This window comes from Streptomyces sp. NPDC017225, from assembly GCF_044331465.1.
GTDB lineage: Bacteria > Actinomycetota > Actinomycetes > Streptomycetales > Streptomycetaceae > Streptomyces.
On sequence record NZ_JBIRNE010000001.1, the window covers coordinates 801,789 to 820,854 of the forward strand.

General features: G+C 68.2%; 13 protein-coding genes and 4 pseudogenes. 12 read left to right on the forward strand and 5 right to left on the reverse strand.

Going from position 1 to position 19,066, the window contains the following annotated elements; translation table 11 throughout:
- The first annotated feature begins 62 nt into the window (after positions 1–62).
- Both ACH4NX_RS03535 and ACH4NX_RS03540 read left to right on the forward strand, forming a co-directional pair.
- A complete protein-coding gene (locus ACH4NX_RS03535) occupies positions 63–302 on the forward strand; it encodes a DUF6411 family protein (RefSeq protein ID WP_351401147.1) in 240 nt (79 codons plus the stop codon).
- 919 nt (positions 303–1,221) lie between these two features.
- A complete protein-coding gene (locus ACH4NX_RS03540; protein ID WP_351401145.1) occupies positions 1,222–1,710 on the forward strand; it encodes a GNAT family N-acetyltransferase in 489 nt (162 codons plus the stop codon).
- Between the two features lie 409 nt (positions 1,711–2,119).
- On the opposite strand, the gene ACH4NX_RS03545 is transcribed toward ACH4NX_RS03540, so the two are convergent.
- Positions 2,120–2,656, reverse strand: a complete 537-nt coding sequence (locus tag ACH4NX_RS03545) for a hypothetical protein (protein ID WP_351401143.1) — start codon at positions 2,654–2,656, stop codon at positions 2,120–2,122.
- 433 nt (positions 2,657–3,089) lie between these two features.
- Here ACH4NX_RS03545 and ACH4NX_RS03550 point away from each other — a divergent pair, with 433 nt between their 5' ends.
- Together ACH4NX_RS03550 and ACH4NX_RS03555 are read left to right on the forward strand one after the other, a co-directional pair.
- Positions 3,090–3,968: an alpha/beta fold hydrolase gene (locus ACH4NX_RS03550; RefSeq protein ID WP_398127485.1), complete on the forward strand. Its 879-nt coding sequence runs from the start codon at positions 3,090–3,092 to the stop codon at positions 3,966–3,968.
- Between the two features lie 111 nt (positions 3,969–4,079).
- Positions 4,080–4,545 (forward strand): annotated as a pseudogene (locus ACH4NX_RS03555) (nuclear transport factor 2 family protein).
- A gap of 192 nt (positions 4,546–4,737) precedes the next feature.
- Here ACH4NX_RS03555 and ACH4NX_RS03560 read toward each other — a convergent pair.
- On the reverse strand, positions 4,738–5,565 hold the full coding sequence (locus ACH4NX_RS03560) for an enoyl-CoA hydratase/isomerase family protein (protein WP_398127486.1): 828 nt from the start codon (positions 5,563–5,565) through the stop codon (positions 4,738–4,740).
- Positions 5,566–5,685: 120 nt separating this feature from the next.
- On the opposite strand from ACH4NX_RS03560, the gene ACH4NX_RS03565 reads away from it, so the two are divergent.
- From ACH4NX_RS03565 to ACH4NX_RS03585, 5 genes and pseudogenes are all read left to right on the forward strand, one after another.
- Complete coding sequence (locus ACH4NX_RS03565; protein WP_351401166.1) at positions 5,686–6,081, forward strand: helix-turn-helix domain-containing protein; 396 nt, start codon at positions 5,686–5,688, stop codon at positions 6,079–6,081.
- Between the two features lie 536 nt (positions 6,082–6,617).
- Complete coding sequence (locus tag ACH4NX_RS03570) at positions 6,618–7,544, forward strand: ion transporter (protein ID WP_351401137.1); 927 nt, start codon at positions 6,618–6,620, stop codon at positions 7,542–7,544.
- Between the two features lie 141 nt (positions 7,545–7,685).
- A pseudogene (locus ACH4NX_RS03575) lies at positions 7,686–8,727 on the forward strand (sodium:calcium antiporter).
- An 86-nt stretch (positions 8,728–8,813) separates the two neighbouring features.
- Positions 8,814–9,029, forward strand: a pseudogene (locus ACH4NX_RS03580) (hypothetical protein); the annotation flags it as partial.
- 76 nt (positions 9,030–9,105) lie between these two features.
- Complete coding sequence (locus ACH4NX_RS03585; RefSeq protein ID WP_351401132.1) at positions 9,106–9,429, forward strand: hypothetical protein; 324 nt, start codon at positions 9,106–9,108, stop codon at positions 9,427–9,429.
- Between the two features lie 572 nt (positions 9,430–10,001).
- Here the strand turns inward: ACH4NX_RS03585 and ACH4NX_RS03590 are convergent.
- A pseudogene (locus ACH4NX_RS03590) lies at positions 10,002–10,097 on the reverse strand (IS5/IS1182 family transposase); the annotation flags it as partial.
- Between the two features lie 468 nt (positions 10,098–10,565).
- On the opposite strand from ACH4NX_RS03590, the gene ACH4NX_RS03595 reads away from it, so the two are divergent.
- Both ACH4NX_RS03595 and ACH4NX_RS03600 read left to right on the forward strand, forming a co-directional pair.
- The gene (locus ACH4NX_RS03595) at positions 10,566–13,427 is read left to right on the forward strand and encodes a PQQ-dependent sugar dehydrogenase (RefSeq protein ID WP_398127487.1); all 2,862 of its coding nucleotides are present in this window, start codon (positions 10,566–10,568) and stop codon (positions 13,425–13,427) included.
- Positions 13,428–13,444: 17 nt separating this feature from the next.
- Positions 13,445–15,202: a lectin gene (locus ACH4NX_RS03600; protein WP_398127488.1), complete on the forward strand. Its 1,758-nt coding sequence runs from the start codon at positions 13,445–13,447 to the stop codon at positions 15,200–15,202.
- A gap of 376 nt (positions 15,203–15,578) precedes the next feature.
- On the opposite strand, the gene ACH4NX_RS03605 is transcribed toward ACH4NX_RS03600, so the two are convergent.
- Positions 15,579–15,734, reverse strand: coding sequence for a hypothetical protein (locus ACH4NX_RS03605; protein ID WP_351401126.1), 156 nt, complete (start codon positions 15,732–15,734; stop codon positions 15,579–15,581).
- 360 nt (positions 15,735–16,094) lie between these two features.
- Between ACH4NX_RS03605 and ACH4NX_RS03610 the strand changes: the two genes are divergently transcribed.
- Complete coding sequence (locus tag ACH4NX_RS03610) at positions 16,095–16,403, forward strand: hypothetical protein (protein ID WP_398127489.1); 309 nt, start codon at positions 16,095–16,097, stop codon at positions 16,401–16,403.
- A 448-nt stretch (positions 16,404–16,851) separates the two neighbouring features.
- On the opposite strand, the gene ACH4NX_RS03615 is transcribed toward ACH4NX_RS03610, so the two are convergent.
- Positions 16,852–17,676 (reverse strand): MBL fold metallo-hydrolase, encoded by an 825-nt coding sequence (locus ACH4NX_RS03615; protein WP_398127490.1) that lies wholly within the window; start codon positions 17,674–17,676, stop codon positions 16,852–16,854.
- Between the last annotated feature and the right edge of the window lie 1,390 nt (positions 17,677–19,066).

Here is a 19,066-nt window from a genome sequence, read left to right on the forward strand (position 1 = left end):
TGGGTGCCGGGCATACGGCAGGCCAGGCAGAGCGACGGGACGAGGAGAAGGAGGTTCGCACCATGATGGTGGTCGGGACAGTGGCCGTGTGCGTCGCCCTGGCGGTACTGGCTTTCCTGGTGCCGCGTCTGCGAGGCCCCGAGCGCGGAACACAGCGATCGTTGGGCGTCGGTTCGAGGACGGCGGGCAAGGCACCAGGGCCGGTGGGGCGCCTGTTGAGCAAGCCCTTCCGCAGCAGCTCGCGCGCGGTGAGCAAGAGCGGCTCGGCGGGTCGCAGGTCCCGAGCCCGGATGCCTTTCTGACTCGCGTCGTCCCGGACCCGCGAGGTTGCCCGAGGCCGGTCGCGGATCCTCATGGATCGCGGCGTGATCTGCTGGAGCGCTTCCCCGGATACAGCCGTCGGCACACGGTCGGCGGCTTCCTCACGGACATCGACACGCCTTCGCCCGCCCCGGCTGAAACACCGTGCGTCCTGCGTTCCGGCATTCCACAGACCGCACCAGCCCGCCGGTCGCCGAGAGCGAGCCGAGCTGGTCACCGCGGTCCGACCCGACCGCGAACGGGCCGACTGGGCCAGGACCACGGCGTGACCACCAAGTCGACCGGCGGCGCGAACCTCCGCTCGCGCTACCTCGTCGTCTGCGACGACAGCCGCAGCAGGGGACGTCAGCTCCTCGGCGTGCCCACCCGGGCGAAGAAGCCGCCGGGCGGGGAAGGCGAGCCGTGCCGCCGCAGACGCCGGCTACTGCGGTGGCTGAAGCCTCACCAACCAGAAGCCGACGCGGCCGGCCGGACTCCGATCCGGAGCCTGGGCTCGGTAGCCGTCCTTCGCCAGACTTCGATGCGCGTCTCGCCGTCGAAGCGCAGGGAAACCACGAAAAGGGTCCGCGCACTGTGTACAGGGTTGGGTGTCTCGACCGCGGCCGTCGTACTGACCGGCGCCGGAATCGGTCCGCCACCGCGACGCAGGCTGCCGCCTGTGCGGGCCACCGCAACGAGCAGGTGGACGACGAGATCTCCGACTCGGACTTCCACGCGAAGATCCCGCCCACAAGGGCAATGTCGACTGCTGCATGAACCAGGGCGCCCAGAGCAAGGCCGTCCCGGTGCTTCGGACCACGCTGAACGTGTGCCACGGCCACATTCACCCGGCTGCGCCTCGATCCCCCGAGCAGCCGACCCGCCGCACGACGGCACGCCCCTGTGCGAAATACTCATCCGATGGGTTCACGCACCTCCCCGGTCAGCCGGCCGGTCACGATACGGAGGGCCGTCGCGCGGGATGCCAAACGGCTCACGCGTCTCGTGCGTGGCTCGGGCGCCTACGCGGGTAAGTACGCAGCCGCAGTCGCGGGCTACCGGGTCGGGCCCGATTACATCGAGGCCCACCGCGTCTTTGTGGCCGTCGGCGCCGACGAGCATGGAGGCCGGGTCCTCGGGTTCTACTCGCTCGTCCTCGCTCCACCGGAGCTCGACCTGCTGTTCGTCGCCGACGAAGAGCAGGGACGGGGTATTGGACGGCTGCTGGTCGCGCACATGCAGTCCGAGGCCCGTGCCGCCGGGCTCGACCGTGTCAGGGTCGTGTCGCATCTTCCCGCCGAGGACTTCTACCACCGCGTAGGTGCAGTGCGGATCGGGACCGTGCTCGCGAACCCGCCCGCCGTACCGTGGGACCGTCCCGAATTCGAGTTCCGCGTTGCTTCGGAATGACACGGTGTGGTCGACATACAGAACCGTGGACGCGCGCGTTCCGTTTCGCCGTGGCCTCTGCCCTGAGGCGGGGAACGCCTGCGCCAGCGGTTGGGGGAGGCGGGGTGTGGCCTGTCCGGGGGACGAGCGAAGCGGCAAGCCCGGGGACGCTGTCAGTGTCTTGCGCGCTCCTGTCAGGCCGACGACGGGACTTCTCGGACAAATCGCCGCCGTCGACCTGGAGGGCTCGTGAACCGAGCGGCCAGTAACGCGTCATCCACATTCGGCGCCAGAGCCACGCTGCGTCCACCGGCGCAAGCACTGGCGCGGCCTCGCCATGCGAACGGACAAGCTCGCCACCGACCGCCAGGTCGCACTCCACCTCGCAGCCTTCCTCATCCGGGCCTGCAGGTGACCCACGTGAGACGCTCTAGGGCTGATCGTCGATGCCGAGGGCGCGTTCTTTGAGGAATGCGCCCGCGTGGGCCGCTGCTTCCTCCGCGGTCGCGTACGGCGCCCCGTCGGCCGTGCCGGATGCTCCATCAGCGCCTCGTCCAGTCCAGCCCCAACCACCGGAAGGCGACCGCACCAGCTCAGCGGTCCCTCCGAACAGCGCCAGCGTGCTCTTGCCCGCTGTCGTGGGTGCGGGGCGGCTGACGGCATCGGGCCACTTCTTACGGGCGCCCTGCCGGGTGATGCCCCAGACGGCTCCCAACTGCTCATAGCTCGCGCCGTAGGAGCCGGCGGTCACCGCCGCCCGTTCCGTGAGCCGCTTGACCTCGCCGTCCATCACCTTCCACGCGGCCAGGACGGACAGCGCCACTTCGACCGGACTCGCGTCCCACATACGGTCGGCGGACAGCCCGGTCTCCCGGGAGCGGATGGCCGAGGCCAGGGGGTTCAAGGTGTCGTACAGGGCCTTGTCGAGCTCTGCCTGCTCTTCTGGGGTGATCTCAGAGACCGTCATGCGGTAACTGTAGTTCACGAGAATGCCTACGTAAACCAAAGTTTCCGGACGGCGTCGGTCGACGCCGCATCAAAGGGCAGGCCGTAGGCCGTGTCTGACAAATGATCTCTGCGATGCTTCGGCGACAGCTCACCTTCGGCATCAGGTTCGGTGACGTCCACCGTCCCCGCGGCCACCGCGCGCGGTCACGCGGACACCTGGCGGGCCTCATCGGTGAGCAGACGCGGGTCGGCGAAGGACCAGGGGGGTGGCCCCACCACGCTTGCTGGCATCAACAGCACCACCAACAGACGTGCCAGCCGGATCCTGTGGGCAGCCAGGTTCCCGAATGATCGGACAGGTACCGCAGCGCCCTCAAGCCGTCGAAGGATCACTCGTGTCCCGTGCCCCTCGTACGAGCCGTTCCACGTCTCGTGTTCTGTCCTCCCTCGCCTTGCTGGCTTTGGGTGCTGGTGGCATCACTGCCTGCAGCGACAACGATTCCGCCTCCAGCCCCGCCGCCTCGTCGTCCGCCGCCTCGTCCGCCTTCCCGGGATCCGCCGAGGCGGCCGAAGCGAAGCTGCACATGGTCGACAACGGGGGTCACCGTGTGGCCTTCTATGCGACGCAGGGCAACGGCTCCACCATCGTCCTGGACTCGGGCGGCGGCGAGGACTCCTCGCAGTGGAAGGACATCGTCCCCAAACTTCACGCGGCCACCGGTGCCACCGTCATCACATATGACCGGGCCGGTCTCGGCAAGAGCGACATGGTGCCTGGCGCGTGGAAGGTTGAGAGCGCTGTCAGCGACCTCAAGGCGGGACTCAAGCAACTGGGCATCGCCAACGACGTGACCTTGGTATCTCACTCCCAGGCCGGGGAGATCGCGAACTATCTCGCCAAGGACAACCCGGAGATGCTCTCCGGCGCGGTCCTGGTCGACGCCAATCTCCCGCGGTTTTTCACGGACGAGGAGATTTCCCGTCTCGTCGCCGGGACACAGCCGGAGGTCGATGCGGCGAAGAAGGACCCCGAGAAGCCGGAGAACCGCCAGTTGATCTCCACCGCAGAGGGCTTCGCCGCAGCGCACAAGGCATTCCACAAGGTGACGTGGCCGGCTTCGGTGCCGGTAACGGTCATGGTTTCGGAGAAGACTCCGTTCGCCGGGTCTCCTGAAGACGCCCAGCGCTGGCGTGACGCCGCCGCATCGTTTGCCCGGGAGGCGTCGAACCGGACTCTCGTCACTGCCAAGGGCACTTCCCACGAGGTGCCGACGGACCGTCCTGACCTCGTGCTCAAGGAGATCGAAGCCATGTTCGCCGCACAACACTGACCTCCGGGACGCGATGTCCCCACAGGTCCGCAGTGGTCTCCTCTGCGAGCAGGAGCAGGACTGTCACACCAGCCCTTTGACCGGCGGCTTGAAGTCGCCCGAAGCTCGGTCATGTCCATAGCCACATCCACGAACACGCTTTTCGCGGGTGAGGAGTTGCTATGCGGGATTGGCGAGGGCAACCCCGAGCACATCGCCGAGCTGTATGCCGAGCATGGTGACTGGAGGCTCGACTGGCCGGAGGCCGAGCACGGCCGTACTGCCACACCGTGGATTTCCGTCACCGGTCCACCCGGGCTGACGCGGCCGCCCACTACCGCGAGCATACCGAGCACCACGTGCCGGAGCATGTGGCGACTGAGGTCGAGCGCGTCCTTGTCGCCGGAAGCGACGCGGTCGTCCTGGGCGGGATTCGTCAGACAGCCCGGCCCACCGGACGTGCCTGCAGGCGCGGTTCGCCCTGCATCTCACCGTCGCAGATGGTCTTGTCACCCGGCACCATGTCTACGAGGACAGCCTGGCCGTCGCCCAGGCATTCGAGACGAAGGAACAGGGACAGCCCACGGGCCATCCATGAAGACGCCGCTCACAGCCACTCGTTGATGGTCGCGACGAGGACGGTCACCTCGTGGCGGACCGCCGGCTTGTCGAAGCGCGTGGCGACAGCGCGGTGCTTTTTGAGGCGGTTGATCCCGCACTCGACCGCGTGGCGCTTGCGGTAGTCGGCCGGGTCGGAATATGGCGGCCGGTCGCCACGGGAGCCGATCCTCTACCCGGCGAGATCGCGGAACAGGCCCTCGAGGTCCTGTTCGCCGTCCCGGGTCTGGGCGCCGTTGGCCAGCCCGGCGTCCATGAGCTGTGCTGTGGCGGGGCGGAACACGAGGCCGGCCCAGGCGTCGTTCTCCCGCGCCAGCCCATCAGAATGATCGCGGAGGACGATGGCGCGCTTGGCCGCCGCGACGACGTCGCCGGGCAACGCGGCGATATTACCGGCGAGGCGGTCGACGAACTCGTCGAGCAGGTCGGCGGGGACGGCTCGATTGACCCAGCCGTACCGTTCGGCAGTCTCGGCGTCCATCAGGTCGGCGCCGAGCACGATCTCCAAAGCACGGTTACGGCCGACGCGCTCGGCGAGGTACTGCGTGGCGCCGCCGCCGGGGACGATGCCCATGAGGGCTTCGATCTGGCCGAGCGCGGCCTCGCCGATCGCCGCGAACGCCATGTCCGCGGCCACGACGAACTCGGCTCCGCCGCCGCGCGCCTTGCCTGCGAGCTTGACGATGGTCACCTGAGGCTGGCGGCGTAGCTGCTCCCCGACTGCCTGAAAGACGTTGACGCCGTCCGGCAGGTCGGCCATGAGTCCGGCGAGGGCGTCCGGGGTGACGGTCATGTCGACGTGGGCGAGGAAGAAATCGGGGTCCGCGCTGTCGAACACGATCACGCGTACGGTGTCGTCGCCGGCCAGCGTGGTGAGCAGGCGCCGCACCTCGGTCATGACCGAGACGCTGAGGACGTTGACCGGTGGGTTGTCGATCGTGACCTGCGCGACTCCGTCCTTCTGGCTGACCCGCAAGGTGTGGTAGGCGTCGTGGCCCATAACTTTTCTCCTGGGTATCCGACAGGACTCTGGTTCCTGTTGTATACCTAGCGTGAAACCGTCTTTGACCTGCGTCAATAACGCACTTCAGGCATCCTAGGGATCGTGGAGGATACCGCCATGGCCACTTCTGAGGCCGTCTACCGGGCCATCGCCGAGCACGACGTGGCGTTTCGGTCCGACTGTCCGAGCCGGCCGATCCTCGATCAGATCGCCGACAAGTGGTCGATGATGGTGATGGCGGTCCTGGACGAACCACGCCGGTTCAACGAGATCAAGCGGCGCCTCGAGGGCGTTACGCAACGCGTCCTCACGCAGACCTTGCGCCGGCTCGAACGCAACGGGATGGTCGAGCGCCGCGTGCTGCCGACCTCGCCGGTCGGCGTCGAATACTCGCTGACCTCCCTCGGCGAATCCCTGCGCGAGCCGTTCGCTCACCTCTACGACTGGACCGTCGCGAACGCCTCCGAGATCCAAGCACGCCAGCGCGACTACGACCAGCGAGCCCCGCGCTGATGCCCCGATCATGAAACCGAGGCGAAGCGAGCGGCATCTGCCCGGCACGGTGACCTGTACCGTCCGCCGACCACGACCGGCGACTCAAGTTCATGCGGAGAGCCGTGACGGTCGCGGCGCCGGGGCGCGGCACTGCTTGTGGCTGGGTCCTGTCGCGCAGGGGTTGCAGCGGGAGCGGGCGGGTTCGACGCAGATGGTGACCGAGCCGGCTCGGGTTGCTTTGGCTCGCAGGGCGGTGATGGCGCCGGCGGCGAGGCCGCCGACGTTCCGGTGGCCGGTGGCCGGTGGCCGGGTCGTGGTCGCCGGTCGTGGCGTCGGCGGACCGGAAGGTTCAGGCCACCGTCGGCCGCCCGCCGATTCGCGCTCGCGCATGTCTGTCCGGACACCGTTGCCACGCCATACCCCCTCCCGCTCGCACGTCGGAAACTACAGTCCTGTAGAAAATGCCTTCTAGAGCATGAACGCCGGCGTTCGGGCCGCTCAACCCGTTCCGGCCGGGCCGAGTGTCGCGCACGCGAGGGAGACAAGGCAGCAGGATGCCGCAGCACCAAGTCCATGCGTTCCGCAGGGCCCTGGCCCGACGATGCAGCGCCGTCATCGAGGCCCGCTGGTTCGCCGTCACCGTCTTCGCCCTGATTCTCGCCAACGCCGCACTGCTGGGCGTGGAGACCTATTCGGGACTGGTCGCCGACTGGCATCACTGGTTACGCCTGGCCGAGCACGCCTGCCTGGCCGCGTTCACCGTCGAGATCGTGCTGCGTCTGGCCGCGCACGCCGACCGGCCGCAGGGCTTCTTCAAGGACCCGTGGAACCTGTTCGACCTGGCCGTGGTCCTGTGCGCGTTCCTGCCCGTCATACGCGAGAACACCACCGTCCTCCGCCTCCTGCGCCTGGCCCGCGTGCTGCGAACCGCCCGCTTCCTCCCGCAGCTGCGCATCGTGCTCGTCGCGGTGGCGCGCAGCCTGCCGGGTACCCTCAGCTTCCTGCTCGTCGGGGCGCTGCTGCTGTACATGTACGCCATGGTGGGCTGGGTCTTCTTCGGCCACCACGACCCTGAGCACTACGGATCCCTCGGCCGTGCCGTGCTCACCCTGTTCCTTCTGATGACCCTGGACGGCATCGGCGATGCTGTCCACGCCGGCCTGGACATCTCCCGCTGGAGCCTCCTCTACTACGCCTCCTATGTGCTCCTCGCCTCCTTCGTCCTGGTCAACGTCCTCATCGGTGTCGTCATCACCTCCCTCGACGAGGCCCGAGAAATGGACCAAGAGGAGCCACGGGCAGATACACAGCGGCCAGAACGGAATCCGGCGGAGCCCGTTCAGCCCGTTCAGCTGCTCCGGCGTATCGAGACGGCCCGGCGAGCTCTGGACGAACTCGAACACGACCTCGCCCGAACCGCACCGGACCGGGCCGAGCCAACCGATCCGACGACGGTCTTGACCCCGCAGCGGCGTTCCTAGGACGCGGGAGCGGTCCGGGAATCGCGTGACCACGTTGGCCGACACAGCATGCCGTTGAGTGCGCGTCGTGTGGAGCGAGTACTCGGTGGTACGAGACAGTCGGTTACTCCCCGCTGCCATTCGCGCCGACGAAAGGCATCCATGCTCACATCGCTGACCGACGTATGGCCCCTGAGCTGGAGCGCTGGAGTCTTCCTCCTCGCCACGGCCGTCACCGTGGTGTGCAGTGTCCGGCTCGCGGGGGGTGGGCGACACCCTCGCCGACCGCACCGGCTGGGGAGAAGCCCTGTTCGGCGCGGTGCTGTTCGGCCTTGTGACGTCTCTCTCGGGCATCGTGATGACCGCGGTCAGTGCCGCCGCGGACCAGCCTGATCTTGCGTACAGCAACGCTGTGGGCGGTATCGCGGCGCAGACCCTCGCACTCGTCGTCGCCGACGCCTTCCTACGGAGAGTCAACCTGGAACACGCCGCCGCGTCCCTGCCCAACATGCTGTTCGGCTGCCTGCTGATCGGCTTGTTGGGTATCGCTCTGATGGCGTCGTTCAGCCCATCCGTCACGTTTCTGGGATTTCATCCGGCGTCCGTGGTGATGGCGGCCTTCTACATCGGTGGTCTACGGCTCATCCGCTCCCATGGCGAACCCATGTGGCGCGCCGTGCCTACCAGGGACACGCTTCCCGATGTCGCGAGCGAAGACACCGAGGGACTCGCCGGCCACAGGACATCACGGCTGTGGACCGAGTTCGCGGCCGTGGCGGGCCTCGTCATGATCGGGGGCTGGGCGGTGGCCCGCGCCGCGGAAGGCATCGTGGAGCATACGGGCCTGAACGCCGGTCTCGTGGGGGCCGTGTTCATGGGTGGTGTCAATGCCCTCCCTGAGACGGTCACGTCCATTGCGGCCGTCCGGCGCGGAGCCGTGACGCTGGCCATCGCCGCCATCGTCGGCGGGAACTGTCTGGACGCGCTCAACCTCGTCGTCGGCGACATCGCCTATCAGGGAGGCTCCCTGTTCCACGCTGCGAACCCGGATGAGCTGTTCCTCACGAGCGGTGCGCTGGTCATGACGGCAGTTCTGCTCGGTGGCCTCCTCATCCGCCAGAAGCGCGGCTGGCTCGGGATCGGCTTCGACGGCATCCTGCTCATCACCATCTACGCCAGCACCATCGTCGTGCTCGCCTTCTGAAAGCCCGACCTCCATGAGTGCGACACGTCCCCCCGCGAAGCCACCGGCCAGGCGCTCTCCTGCCGACGCGCGACTGAACCGGTCAGCGGATGACCCAGGTACCGGCTGTCCTCCCACTCGTCGGGAAACACGCCTGGTGGCTGCCCCGTTGGCTCGACCGGCTCCTGTCCGATCTCGACATCGAGGGCACCCGGCTCAGCCCCTGGAACGACGAGTGGACCGAGAGTGGAACGCTGACGGCGCGCGCCCCTCCTGCTGCGGCCCGAGCGGTACAGCGATTCCCATTATTATTCACTACTTAGAGTGAAGGGTTCTATGCTTTCTGTGACTTCGTTCGTACGATGGAGTGGCCATCACAACCACCCAAAAGGGGGAAACATGGCTACTCTGCGTGTCGGATCCGGCAAAACCACTCCCGGTGAGGGCTGGCAGGCCTACGGGCAGGAGGGGGTGTACATCGATGTGGACACCTCCGCCGCCCACTTCGCCGGCAACCCCGTCTACCACGCCTCGATCTACTCCACCGGCGGCAGCCAGCTCTGGACCCACGGCGCTCACGGCATCTACGACGTGACCGCCACCGGATTCCGTCTCTACCTGCGCTGGGTCGACGACGCCAAGCGCGACGGCAACCAGCTCACCCCCGAGACCTGCCGCCGATTCGGCTTCCATGTCGCCTGGAGCGGCATCGACGAGCCGTAAACAGCCCGGCAGCACGGGCACGGCAGCGCCGAGCCATCACGCGGCCCGGTCCCGCCCGGGGACCGGGCTTGCTCCATGCCCGGACCGCGCGGAGTCCTCCCCGCACAGCGCACACGGGAACGGCACCTTCCCGGTGAGCCGGGCGGGACGCCCTCCCGATGCGACGGCGAGGCCGGCATCGTGGCAAGAGCTTGCGGCGATCCACCTCGTCCGGACGGCCACCGGCTGCACCGCCGCTCCACCGCCCGCTACCTCACCAACCCCTGGGCTCGCTGCACTCGTCCACCTTTACCCTCCGCGCCCGGCGCTCTTTCGAGATCAACCGCAACGACTGCGGCTGACCCCCGCGCCAGACCACGGGCCCCTTGCGGATCTCTAACCGAGCCGGGCGTGTCGGCAGGTTCCCGTGAATACGCGGTCGAGCGATCAGGATTGCGCAATCAGTGGCCACGAACGTCCACACGCGCGCGGTGAAGAGTGAACCGCTCTGCGCGATGAATCCAGTCTGGATCTGCTCACCGGGCTCCAGGTGCGGTGCGGCCCGCGTAGCGATCAGTTCGAGAGCCGCCGCGCTGCCCGGCCGTGATCACGAACCACATGGGCCTCTGGCACTGCTCGACGGCCAGGTGCAGCTTGGTGGTGAACCCGCCGCGTGAACGTCCGAGCCCGTGACCTCCGGGCTCGGTGAGACACGCCGCCCGGCGGCTCGCCGGAACGCCCCGTCGATCCCGAGTCGACGGAACTCGTCAACGGAGGTGACGGCGAGGACGAGGGCACGGGACGCCTTGAGGACGAGGCCGATGGCGGTGGGACCCCTCGTGGACGAGACCAACGACGCGGTCGGTCTCGTGGCTGCTGCCCTGAACAGGGAACTCTCCGTCGGGCAAGGACTGGTGGGCCCGACACCCGCCGGGCCGTCGTGGCGGGCTGTGGCCACTTTGTCCAGCGCGCGGAAGAAGTCTCAAGATCTTGTGCGAAATGGGTTCCCGGGGTCGATAAAGCCAGCTAACTTCCCTGCCATGCACCGGTCATAGACCTTCAGGCTGGTATCGACGGCGCGACGGCGCGCGCCCGTGAAGCCCTCACGGCAGTCCGGCCAGGCCTGCCGTCACCCCCCATTCTCTCGGGAGAGCTCTGTGCGCACGAGACCGTTCCACCACAGACGTGTCCGTCTCTTACTGACCGCCGCGGCATGCGCCGTCGGCTGCCTGCTTCCGGTGTCCCCGGCAACAGCCGCGCCCGAGGAACCGGAAAGAGAGACCAACGCGGCCGCCGCGCCGGAGTTCCAGCAGGTCACGCTCGCCAAGGGTGTGGCCGAGACGGGCGAGCCCATGACGCTGGCGGTGCTGCCGGACCGCTCGGTCCTGCACACCTCACGCGACGGCACCGTCCGTCTGACGGATGCCGCGGGGGCCACCACCGTCGCGGGCGAGCTGAACGTCTACAGCCATGACGAGGAGGGCCTGCAGGGCGTCGCCGTGGACCCGGGATTCTCGTCCAACCGGCACGTCTACCTGTATTACGCCCCCCAGCTCGACACCCCGGGATCGGACGCGCCGGCGGAGGGGTCGGCGGCGGACTTCGCACCGTTCGACGGGGTCAACCGGCTGTCCCGTTTCGTCCTGAAGACGGACGGCACCCTGGACCTCGCCAGCGAGAAGAGGATTCTCGACGTCCCCGCCTCCCGCGGTATCTGCTGTCACACCGGCGGCGACATCGACTTCGACGCGGCGGGCAACCTGTACCTGTCCACCGGCGACGACACCAACCCCTTCGCCTCCGACAACTTCACCCCGATCGACGAGCGCGCGTCCCGCAATCCGGCCTACGACGCCCAGCGTTCGTCCGGCAACACCAACGACCTGCGCGGCAAGGTTCTGCGTATCAAGGTGAACGCCGACGGCTCCTACGCGATCCCGGGGGGCAATCTCTTCGCGCCCGGCACCGCGAAGACCCGCCCCGAGATCTACGCGATGGGATTCCGCAACCCGTTCCGGATGAGCGTGGACAAGGCGACCGGCATCGTCTACCTCGGTGACTACGGCCCCGACTCGAACGTCGCGCAGCCGGACCGAGGACCTGAAGGACAGGTGGAATTCAACCGCATCACCAAGGCAGGCAATTTCGGCTGGCCGTACTGCACCGGCAAGAACGACGCCTACGTCGACTTCGACTTCGCCACCGGCACGTCGGGCGCTCCCTTCGACTGCTCGGCGCCCAGGAACACCTCACCGCGCAACACGGGGCTGACCGACCTGCCGCCCGCGCAGCCGGCCTGGATCCCGTACAACGGCGACAGCGTCCCCGAGTTCGGAGGCGGTTCCGAGTCTCCCATGGGCGGCCCGGTCTACCGCTACGACGCCGACTCCAGCTCCGACGTGAAGTTCCCCGAGGAATACGACGGTGACTACTTCGCCGGGGAACTCGGCCGCCGCTGGATCAAGCGCATCGAGGCCGGCGGCGACGGCGCCGTGCAGTCCATCAACGCGTTCCCCTGGAGCGGCACCCAGGTGATGGACATGACCTTCGGACCGGACGGCGCGCTGTACGTCCTGGACTACGGCACCGGCTACTTCAGCGGCGACGAGAACTCGGCGCTGTACCGCATCGAGCACATCACGGACGGGCACGCGCCCGTGGCCCAGGCCAAAGCGAACGTCACCTCCGGCAAGGCACCGCTGGAGGTGTCCTTCTCCTCCGCCGGCAGCGCCGACGCCGACGGCGACGCCCTCGCCTACGCCTGGGACTTCGGCGACGGCGCCACCTCCACGGCGGTCGGCCCCTCCCACACGTACACCGCCAACGGCCAGTACACGGCCACGCTGAAGGTGACGGACGCGACCGGGAAGTCGGCGACGGCCTCGGTGCAGATCACTGTCGGGAACACCGCTCCGACGGTGAAGCTCGACACGCCCCTCGACGGGGGCATCCACGACTTCGGTGACGAGATCCCGTTCAGGGTGACGGTGACCGACCCGGAGGACGGCGCGATCGACTGCTCCAAGGTGAAGGTCAACTTCATCATCGGGCACGACAGCCACGGCCACCCGCAGACCTCGGCCACCGGTTGCACCGGCACCCTGAAGACCCTCGCGGACGGCGAGCACGACCCCAACGCCAACATCTTCGGCGTCGTCGACGCCGAGTACACGGACAACGGCGCGAACGGCCAGCCCGCGCTGACCACACACGATCAGCACATCACGCAGCCCAGCCACCGGCAGGCCGAGCACCACGGCGACTCCTCCGGCGTGCAGGTCGTCAGCCACGGCCCCGCGCACGGCGGCAAGACGGTCGGCCACATCGACAACGGCGACTGGATCTCGTTCACGCCGTACGCCTTGGGCAACGCCACCGAGTTCACCGCGCGGGTCTCCTCCGCGGGCGCGGGTGGCACCATCGAGGTACGCGCCGGCTCCGCGACCGGCACACTCCTCGGTACGGCGACCGTTCCGGTGACCGGCGGCTGGGAGACCTTCCAGAACGTCACCACCACGCTGAGCAACCAGCCGTCCGGCTCCACCACGCTGTACCTCGTCCTCAAGGGCGGCAGCGGATCCCTGTTCGACGTGGACGACTATTCCTTCACCACGTCCGGCGGCCAGCAGCCGGGGCCCCGCTCGGGTGAGGTGAGGGGGGTCGACGGCAAGTGCCTGGACGTCGACGACTCCCAGACCGCCGACGGTACCAAGATCCAGATCTGGACGTGCAACGGGACCGGTGCTCAGAGGTGGGCGGTCCAGGGCGATGGTTCGCTGCGGTCCTTGGGCAAGTGTCTGGACGTCTCCGGTGGTGGCAGTGCGGACGGTACGAAGGTCCAGTTGTGGACGTGCAACGGCTCGGGTGCGCAGAAGTGGGTGCCTCAGGCCGACGGCACGGTGCGCAATCCGCAGTCGGGCAAGTGTCTGGACGCGTCGGGCGGCACCTGGAACGACGGCACCGCCGTTCACCTGTGGACCTGCCATGCCGAAGCCAACCAGCAGTGGATTCTGCCCTAGCGAGGAGGCGACACAAGATGTGCAAGTCCTTGAAAGCGGCACTCGGCCTGTTCGTCGGTGCCACGCTGTGCGTGGCTCCGCAGGCCACGGCCCTGCCCGAAGCGGCCGGCCAAGCCCTCACCGTGGACGCCGGAACGCGTGCGGCGGCCGACCCGGCCTACCAGGTTCTCGTGTTCTCCAAGACGGCGGGCTTCCGCCACTCCTCGATCGACGACGGCATCGCGGCACTGCGGGACCTCGGCACGGCGAACAGCTTCACCGTGGACGCCACCGAGGACGCCCAGGCCTTCACCAGCGGCAACCTTGCCCAGTACGAGGCGGTCGTCTTCCTGTCGACGACCGGTGACGTCCTGGGTGACGCCCAGCAGACGGCGTTCGAGCAGTACGTCAAGGACGGCGGCGGATACGTCGGCATCCATGCCGCGGCCGACACGGAGTACGACTGGCCCTTCTACGAGGGCCTGGCAGGCGCCCTCTTCCACTCGCACCCCGCCATCCAGTCCGCGACCGTCGAGGTCGAGGACCGGGCGCACGATGCCACCGCCCATCTGGGCAGTACCTGGCAGCGGACCGACGAGTGGTACAACTACCGCACCAACCCGCGCACCACCGCCCGTGTGCTGGCCTCTCTCGACGAGTCGAGCTACTCCGGCGGCAACATGAGCGGCGACCACCCGATCGCGTGGTGCAAGGACTACCAGGGCGGCCGGGCCTTCTACACCGGCGGCGGCCACACCGACGAGTCCTACACCGACCCCGCCTTCCGCCGGCATCTCCTCGGCGGAATCCGCTGGGCCTCCGGGACGACCAACGCCGACTGCCGTCCCGAAACCGGCTACACGGCTCTGTTCGACGGCTCGTCCACCACCGGCTGGAAACAGGCCGGACCCGGCGGGTTCGCCCTCGCCGACGGCACCCTCACCGCCCATGGCGGACTGGGCATGCACTGGTACTCCGCCAAGGAACTCACCGGCGACTACTCGCTCAAGCTGGACTGGAAGATGGCCGGCGACGACAACTCCGGCGTGCTCATCGGCTTCCCCGCGTCCGACGACCCGTGGTCGGCGGTGAACAACGGCTATGAGATCCAGATCGACGCCACCGACGCCGCCGATCGCACCACGGGCGCGGTGTACGGGTTCCAATCGGCCGACATCGCCGCCCGGGACGCCGCCCTGAACCCGCCGGGGGAGTGGAACACGTACGAGCTACGGGTGACCGGCGAGCGCTTGGAGATCTTCCTCAACGGGCGCAAAATCAACGACTTCACCAACACCGACCCGGTGCGAAGCCTCAAGGACGGATACGTCGGCATCCAGAACCACGGCGACGGCGACGACGTGTCCTTCCGCAACATCCGCGTCAAGCAGGGTGACGGCCAGCAGCCGGGGCCCCGCTCGGGTGAGGTGAGGGGGGTCGACGGCAAGTGCCTGGACGTCGACGACTCCCAGACCGCCGACGGTACCAAGATCCAGATCTGGACGTGCAACGGGACCGGTGCTCAGAGGTGGGCGGTCCAGGGCGATGGTTCGCTGCGGTCCTTGGGCAAGTGTCTGGACGTCTCCGGTGGTGGCAGTGCGGACGGTACGAAGGTCCAGTTGTGGACGTGCAACGGCTCGGGTGCGCAGAAGTGGGTGCCTCAGGCCGACGGCACGGTGCGCAATCCGCAGTCGGGCAAGTGTCTGGACGCGTCGGGCGGCACCTGGAACGACGGCACCGCCGTTCACCTGTGGACCTGCCACACCGGGCCCAACCAGAAGTGGACCCTGCCCTGACGGTCACCGGCCGGTGAACCAGCCGTCTGCCCCATGAGTTCGCCCCGCTCACTGGTGAGCGGGGCGAACCGCCGCCACCTGGCGTCCGAGCCGGTTGTCATGCGCGTGGTAGAGCCCGGCCACGACGGCTGCCCGGGCCACAGCGGCGCGAACCAACCGAACGCCTGGCTGAGGAAGTACGGACCTCGCGGCCCGAACGCAGGAGGAGGTATTGCTCAGCCGCAAGGTGTCACTTGCGCGGGTCTCGAACCGGCGCCCGCCACCGGGCCGCCGAACGCGTCATGGACGAGTACCAGCGCCGCCAGGCCACCGGATGCTGGACGGTGTGGAGCAACCTCCCCCGGCCCACGTCTGGCAGCTCCCGGCCTCCAGCCGGTCACCGCAGCCGCCCTCGTGGGCACACACTGGGGTGGTGACGGACGCGGTGAGCACCCACCTGCTCGCGCAGGTTCCCCGTCGCCGCCGCGTAGGCGCTGCCGGCCGCCGCGTTGCCGGCCGAGTCGATCCTGCTGGTCGGTGCCTTCGTTCCCACCCCTCGCGCTCCTACTGAGCGCCGGGGCCTTCGTCCCCACGAGACCGGTACACCTTCCCCCTCAATCCTCGCCGTCGCGACCGGCCATCGTTGCCGGGGACGCCCTGGCCCACCGCACCGGGCACTGCTCGGCAGGCGGCTGCGCCATGGCCGGCTCGGACGGCGCGTGCCCGTCGCTGCCTGGCACCGCGCGTGATGGAACGGCACGGTGGGAAGACGCTCCTCATCTGCCGGGCCGGCCGGCACCGGCGTCCTGAACCTGTTCCTTCACACGGTCCCGGGTGTTGACGTGCTCGGGAGAGGGGCTCGTCGGTCTTCAGCCGTAGGGCGGGCAGGGCGCCGGCAGCCGATCCGTCGCGGATGAAGAACCTCGACTTCCCGTCGAGCCTGGCCCTGGCCCAGTTCTCCGTCACAGACGATTACCTCCCCTACTCCACTTACGACCTCTGGTGCTCCCTCGGCTCCTGGACCGGACCCGGCAAGGTGAAGGTCGCCAAGACCGCAGACGTCGTGGCCGGTGAGGCCGCCTTCGGCAGGATCTCCTGCTCGTCGGGTGCCCAACTGGCGCCGTCCCTTGAGGACGGCCGACGCGTCACCTGCCTGGACACCTCCGCCGCGGCCACCGACGTGGGGACCCGGCCGCCCTTCGCGGGGACCTGCGAGGAGTAGGGCTACAACGGACCCTGCCCCGCATGACGCGAGCACGTGAGCAGTCCCATGCAACCCGCCCTTGGGACCACAAACGCCTCAATACCACCGGTGGATCCTGGGACAGCTCCCCAGACGTTCCACCAGGGCTCTGGACGCCGGATCAGGCAGCGGTGACCTCGCCGGACTCCTGGCCTCACGGGCCGGGGCAGAACACCGTATCGAGGTCGATCCCACGATCGTCGAATCGCGCGCGGGATCTCACAGACCCCGCCGCCCCCGGTGACCTCCACTGTTGGAGACGCGTTGAAGGAGGTGCCACCTGGCCACTACGACGTCATCACATGTGCCGCCACCATCACCACCATCGGCCCTCACTGCGGGCGAGGCCTTGAGGTAGTCGTCCTTCGGTCCCGGGACTGTTCGAGCGTCGGCGAACGGGCAGGCGTCTTGCGGCGGAAGCGGATCCTCAGTCAGGCCGCTGTTCGCGCTCGCTGTCTCGGACGAGCCTGCGGGCCTGCCCTTCGTGAATGGCGCTCGCCCACTCCCAGCCGAGCTTGGGCGATACGACCCGTGGGTCGCTGGAGACCCGGGCCTCACGCAGGTCCTCCACGTACGCTCGATCCAGTCTGATCCTCGCGAATACCTCATCGCCCCTGGCGACGGAACCGTGTCCGGGGACGACGACATCGACCTCGTCCGCCACGCCCTCGAGCAGCCCCAGCCCGACGAGGTAGTCTGCAATCGGGTCATCGGTGTCGTCGAACATCGGAACGAAGACATCGGAGAGCATGTCGCCGGCGACGAGGACTCGGCGTTCCTCGATCAACAGCGCCGCATGGCCCGGGGCGTGCGCCGGATGCTCAACAATCCGCACCTTGGGTCCGTCCCAGGGAAGCCGCACGGTTCCAGCAGGCAGACCCGTGATGAGGCCGTACAGGTCCAGCGGCGTGTCCTCGGCGATTTCCGGTGGCAGCCCCTCGACGACGCTGGCCTTCCAATCTGCGTTCGACAGCACATCCCGCATGAAGGCCGCGCAGCGGGCTGTACCGTAACGAGGCGCTTCGCCGAGTTCGGTATGCCAGAGCACGTGATCCCAGTCAGGATGCGTCGAGAAGGCCGCTATGACGGGCTGGCCCAAGTCACGAAGGTCGTTCGCCAGGCAGACCATTTCATCGCCTGTCGTCCCGGCGTCTACGAGGAGCACGCCGTCCCCGCCCTGGACGACGACGGTGTTGTTCTCGAGTAGCTCGCTCTGGTGTATCAGCACACCCTCCGCGACCTGATTCAGCATGGGGCTGGGCTCCTCCCGCTCGTGGTCGACTGCATCGCGACCGGCACCCGGTCGTTACCTCTGCTCAATGCCGGAGGGCCTCACCGATTCGTGTCGCAGCCCACATCCCGTGGCCCCGTCCACCACTTCGACGATAGCGAGTTTCGTCGGTGTGCGGTGCCAGGTTGTGGCGGTGCCCCCAGAGGCGTCTCAGACACAACGGACCAAATAGGCCAGTCCCGGCGGGTCTCTGATCGAAGGCAGCGGCACCCTGCCTCCGCTCCACCCCCAGCTGCCGCAGCGCGACCGGCTGGTCCTGGGCAAGCCGGTCATGTCGGGTGCCCTATAACCTTTCAGGTTTTCACCGGTGTGCTGTCAGCAGACGATGAGGGGGCTTACTCGCCGGCAGGAGTGACGCAGACAACGAGGCTGCAGTCGAGCCCACGGTGTTTCATCGGTCCATCGGCCCTGGACAGGGGTGGCAGGGCTGTTCTGCCGCCGCCAACGCAGCAGTGCCGAAACCCACTACGACGTCGGAAGGACCGTACGGATGATCGTGATCACGGATTCTGAGGCGGGCGCTGAGACCCCCGCCCTGGGCATACTCACTATCTCACCCGCCACTGCGAAGGGCGGCGGAAGCGGTATCGGCAGCCGACAGTCGGTCCGTCACTCCGCCGTGGCGAAGGGTGGCCACGGCATCGGTGGCCGCAGGTCTGACCGCTACTCCGCCACCGCGAAGAACGGTCCGAGCGTAGGTGGCCGCGAGTCCGTCCGGTGCCTAGCCACGGCGAAGGGCGGCATTGGCGTCGGTACGCGCAGGCCCGTGCACCGCTCTGCCACCTTGAAGGGCGGCGGCCCGAGCATCGGTTCCCGCCGGTCTGTCCGCCCTCTGGTCACATCGAAGGGAAACTCTGGGATCGGCGGCCGCACCCGCCGTTCTGTCTGTTACCCCGCCACGGCGAAGGGCGGTCCGGGCATCGGTGGCCGCAGGCCCGTGCACGTCCCCGCCACCGCGAAGGGCGGTCCGAGCATTGGTACTTGTAGGTCCGTCTACTGCCCGGCCGAGTCGAAGGGCACCGGCCCGGGCATCGGTTCCCGCCGGTCTGTCCGCCGCACCGCCACCTTGGTGAGCGGCGTCCGTATCAGGGGTGGCGTGTGCGTTGGCGATCGGTCTCGCAGGTCTCTCCCGGTTGGCCCGAACAGCTTCTAGGCGAGGCCGGCTTTGGCTGGTGGCAGCAGATGGGAGGGAATGGATGGGGAGCGAGCCGATCAGAGTGGAGCGGTGGGAGGGGTTGGAGTGCGCCGTGCACCTCGACCTCGTGCTGCCGATGTACAAGGAGATCTGGGCCGATCCGCCGTACTGTGAGGGCCCGAGGGAGATCGCCGAGTTCCTGGACCGCTTCGCGCA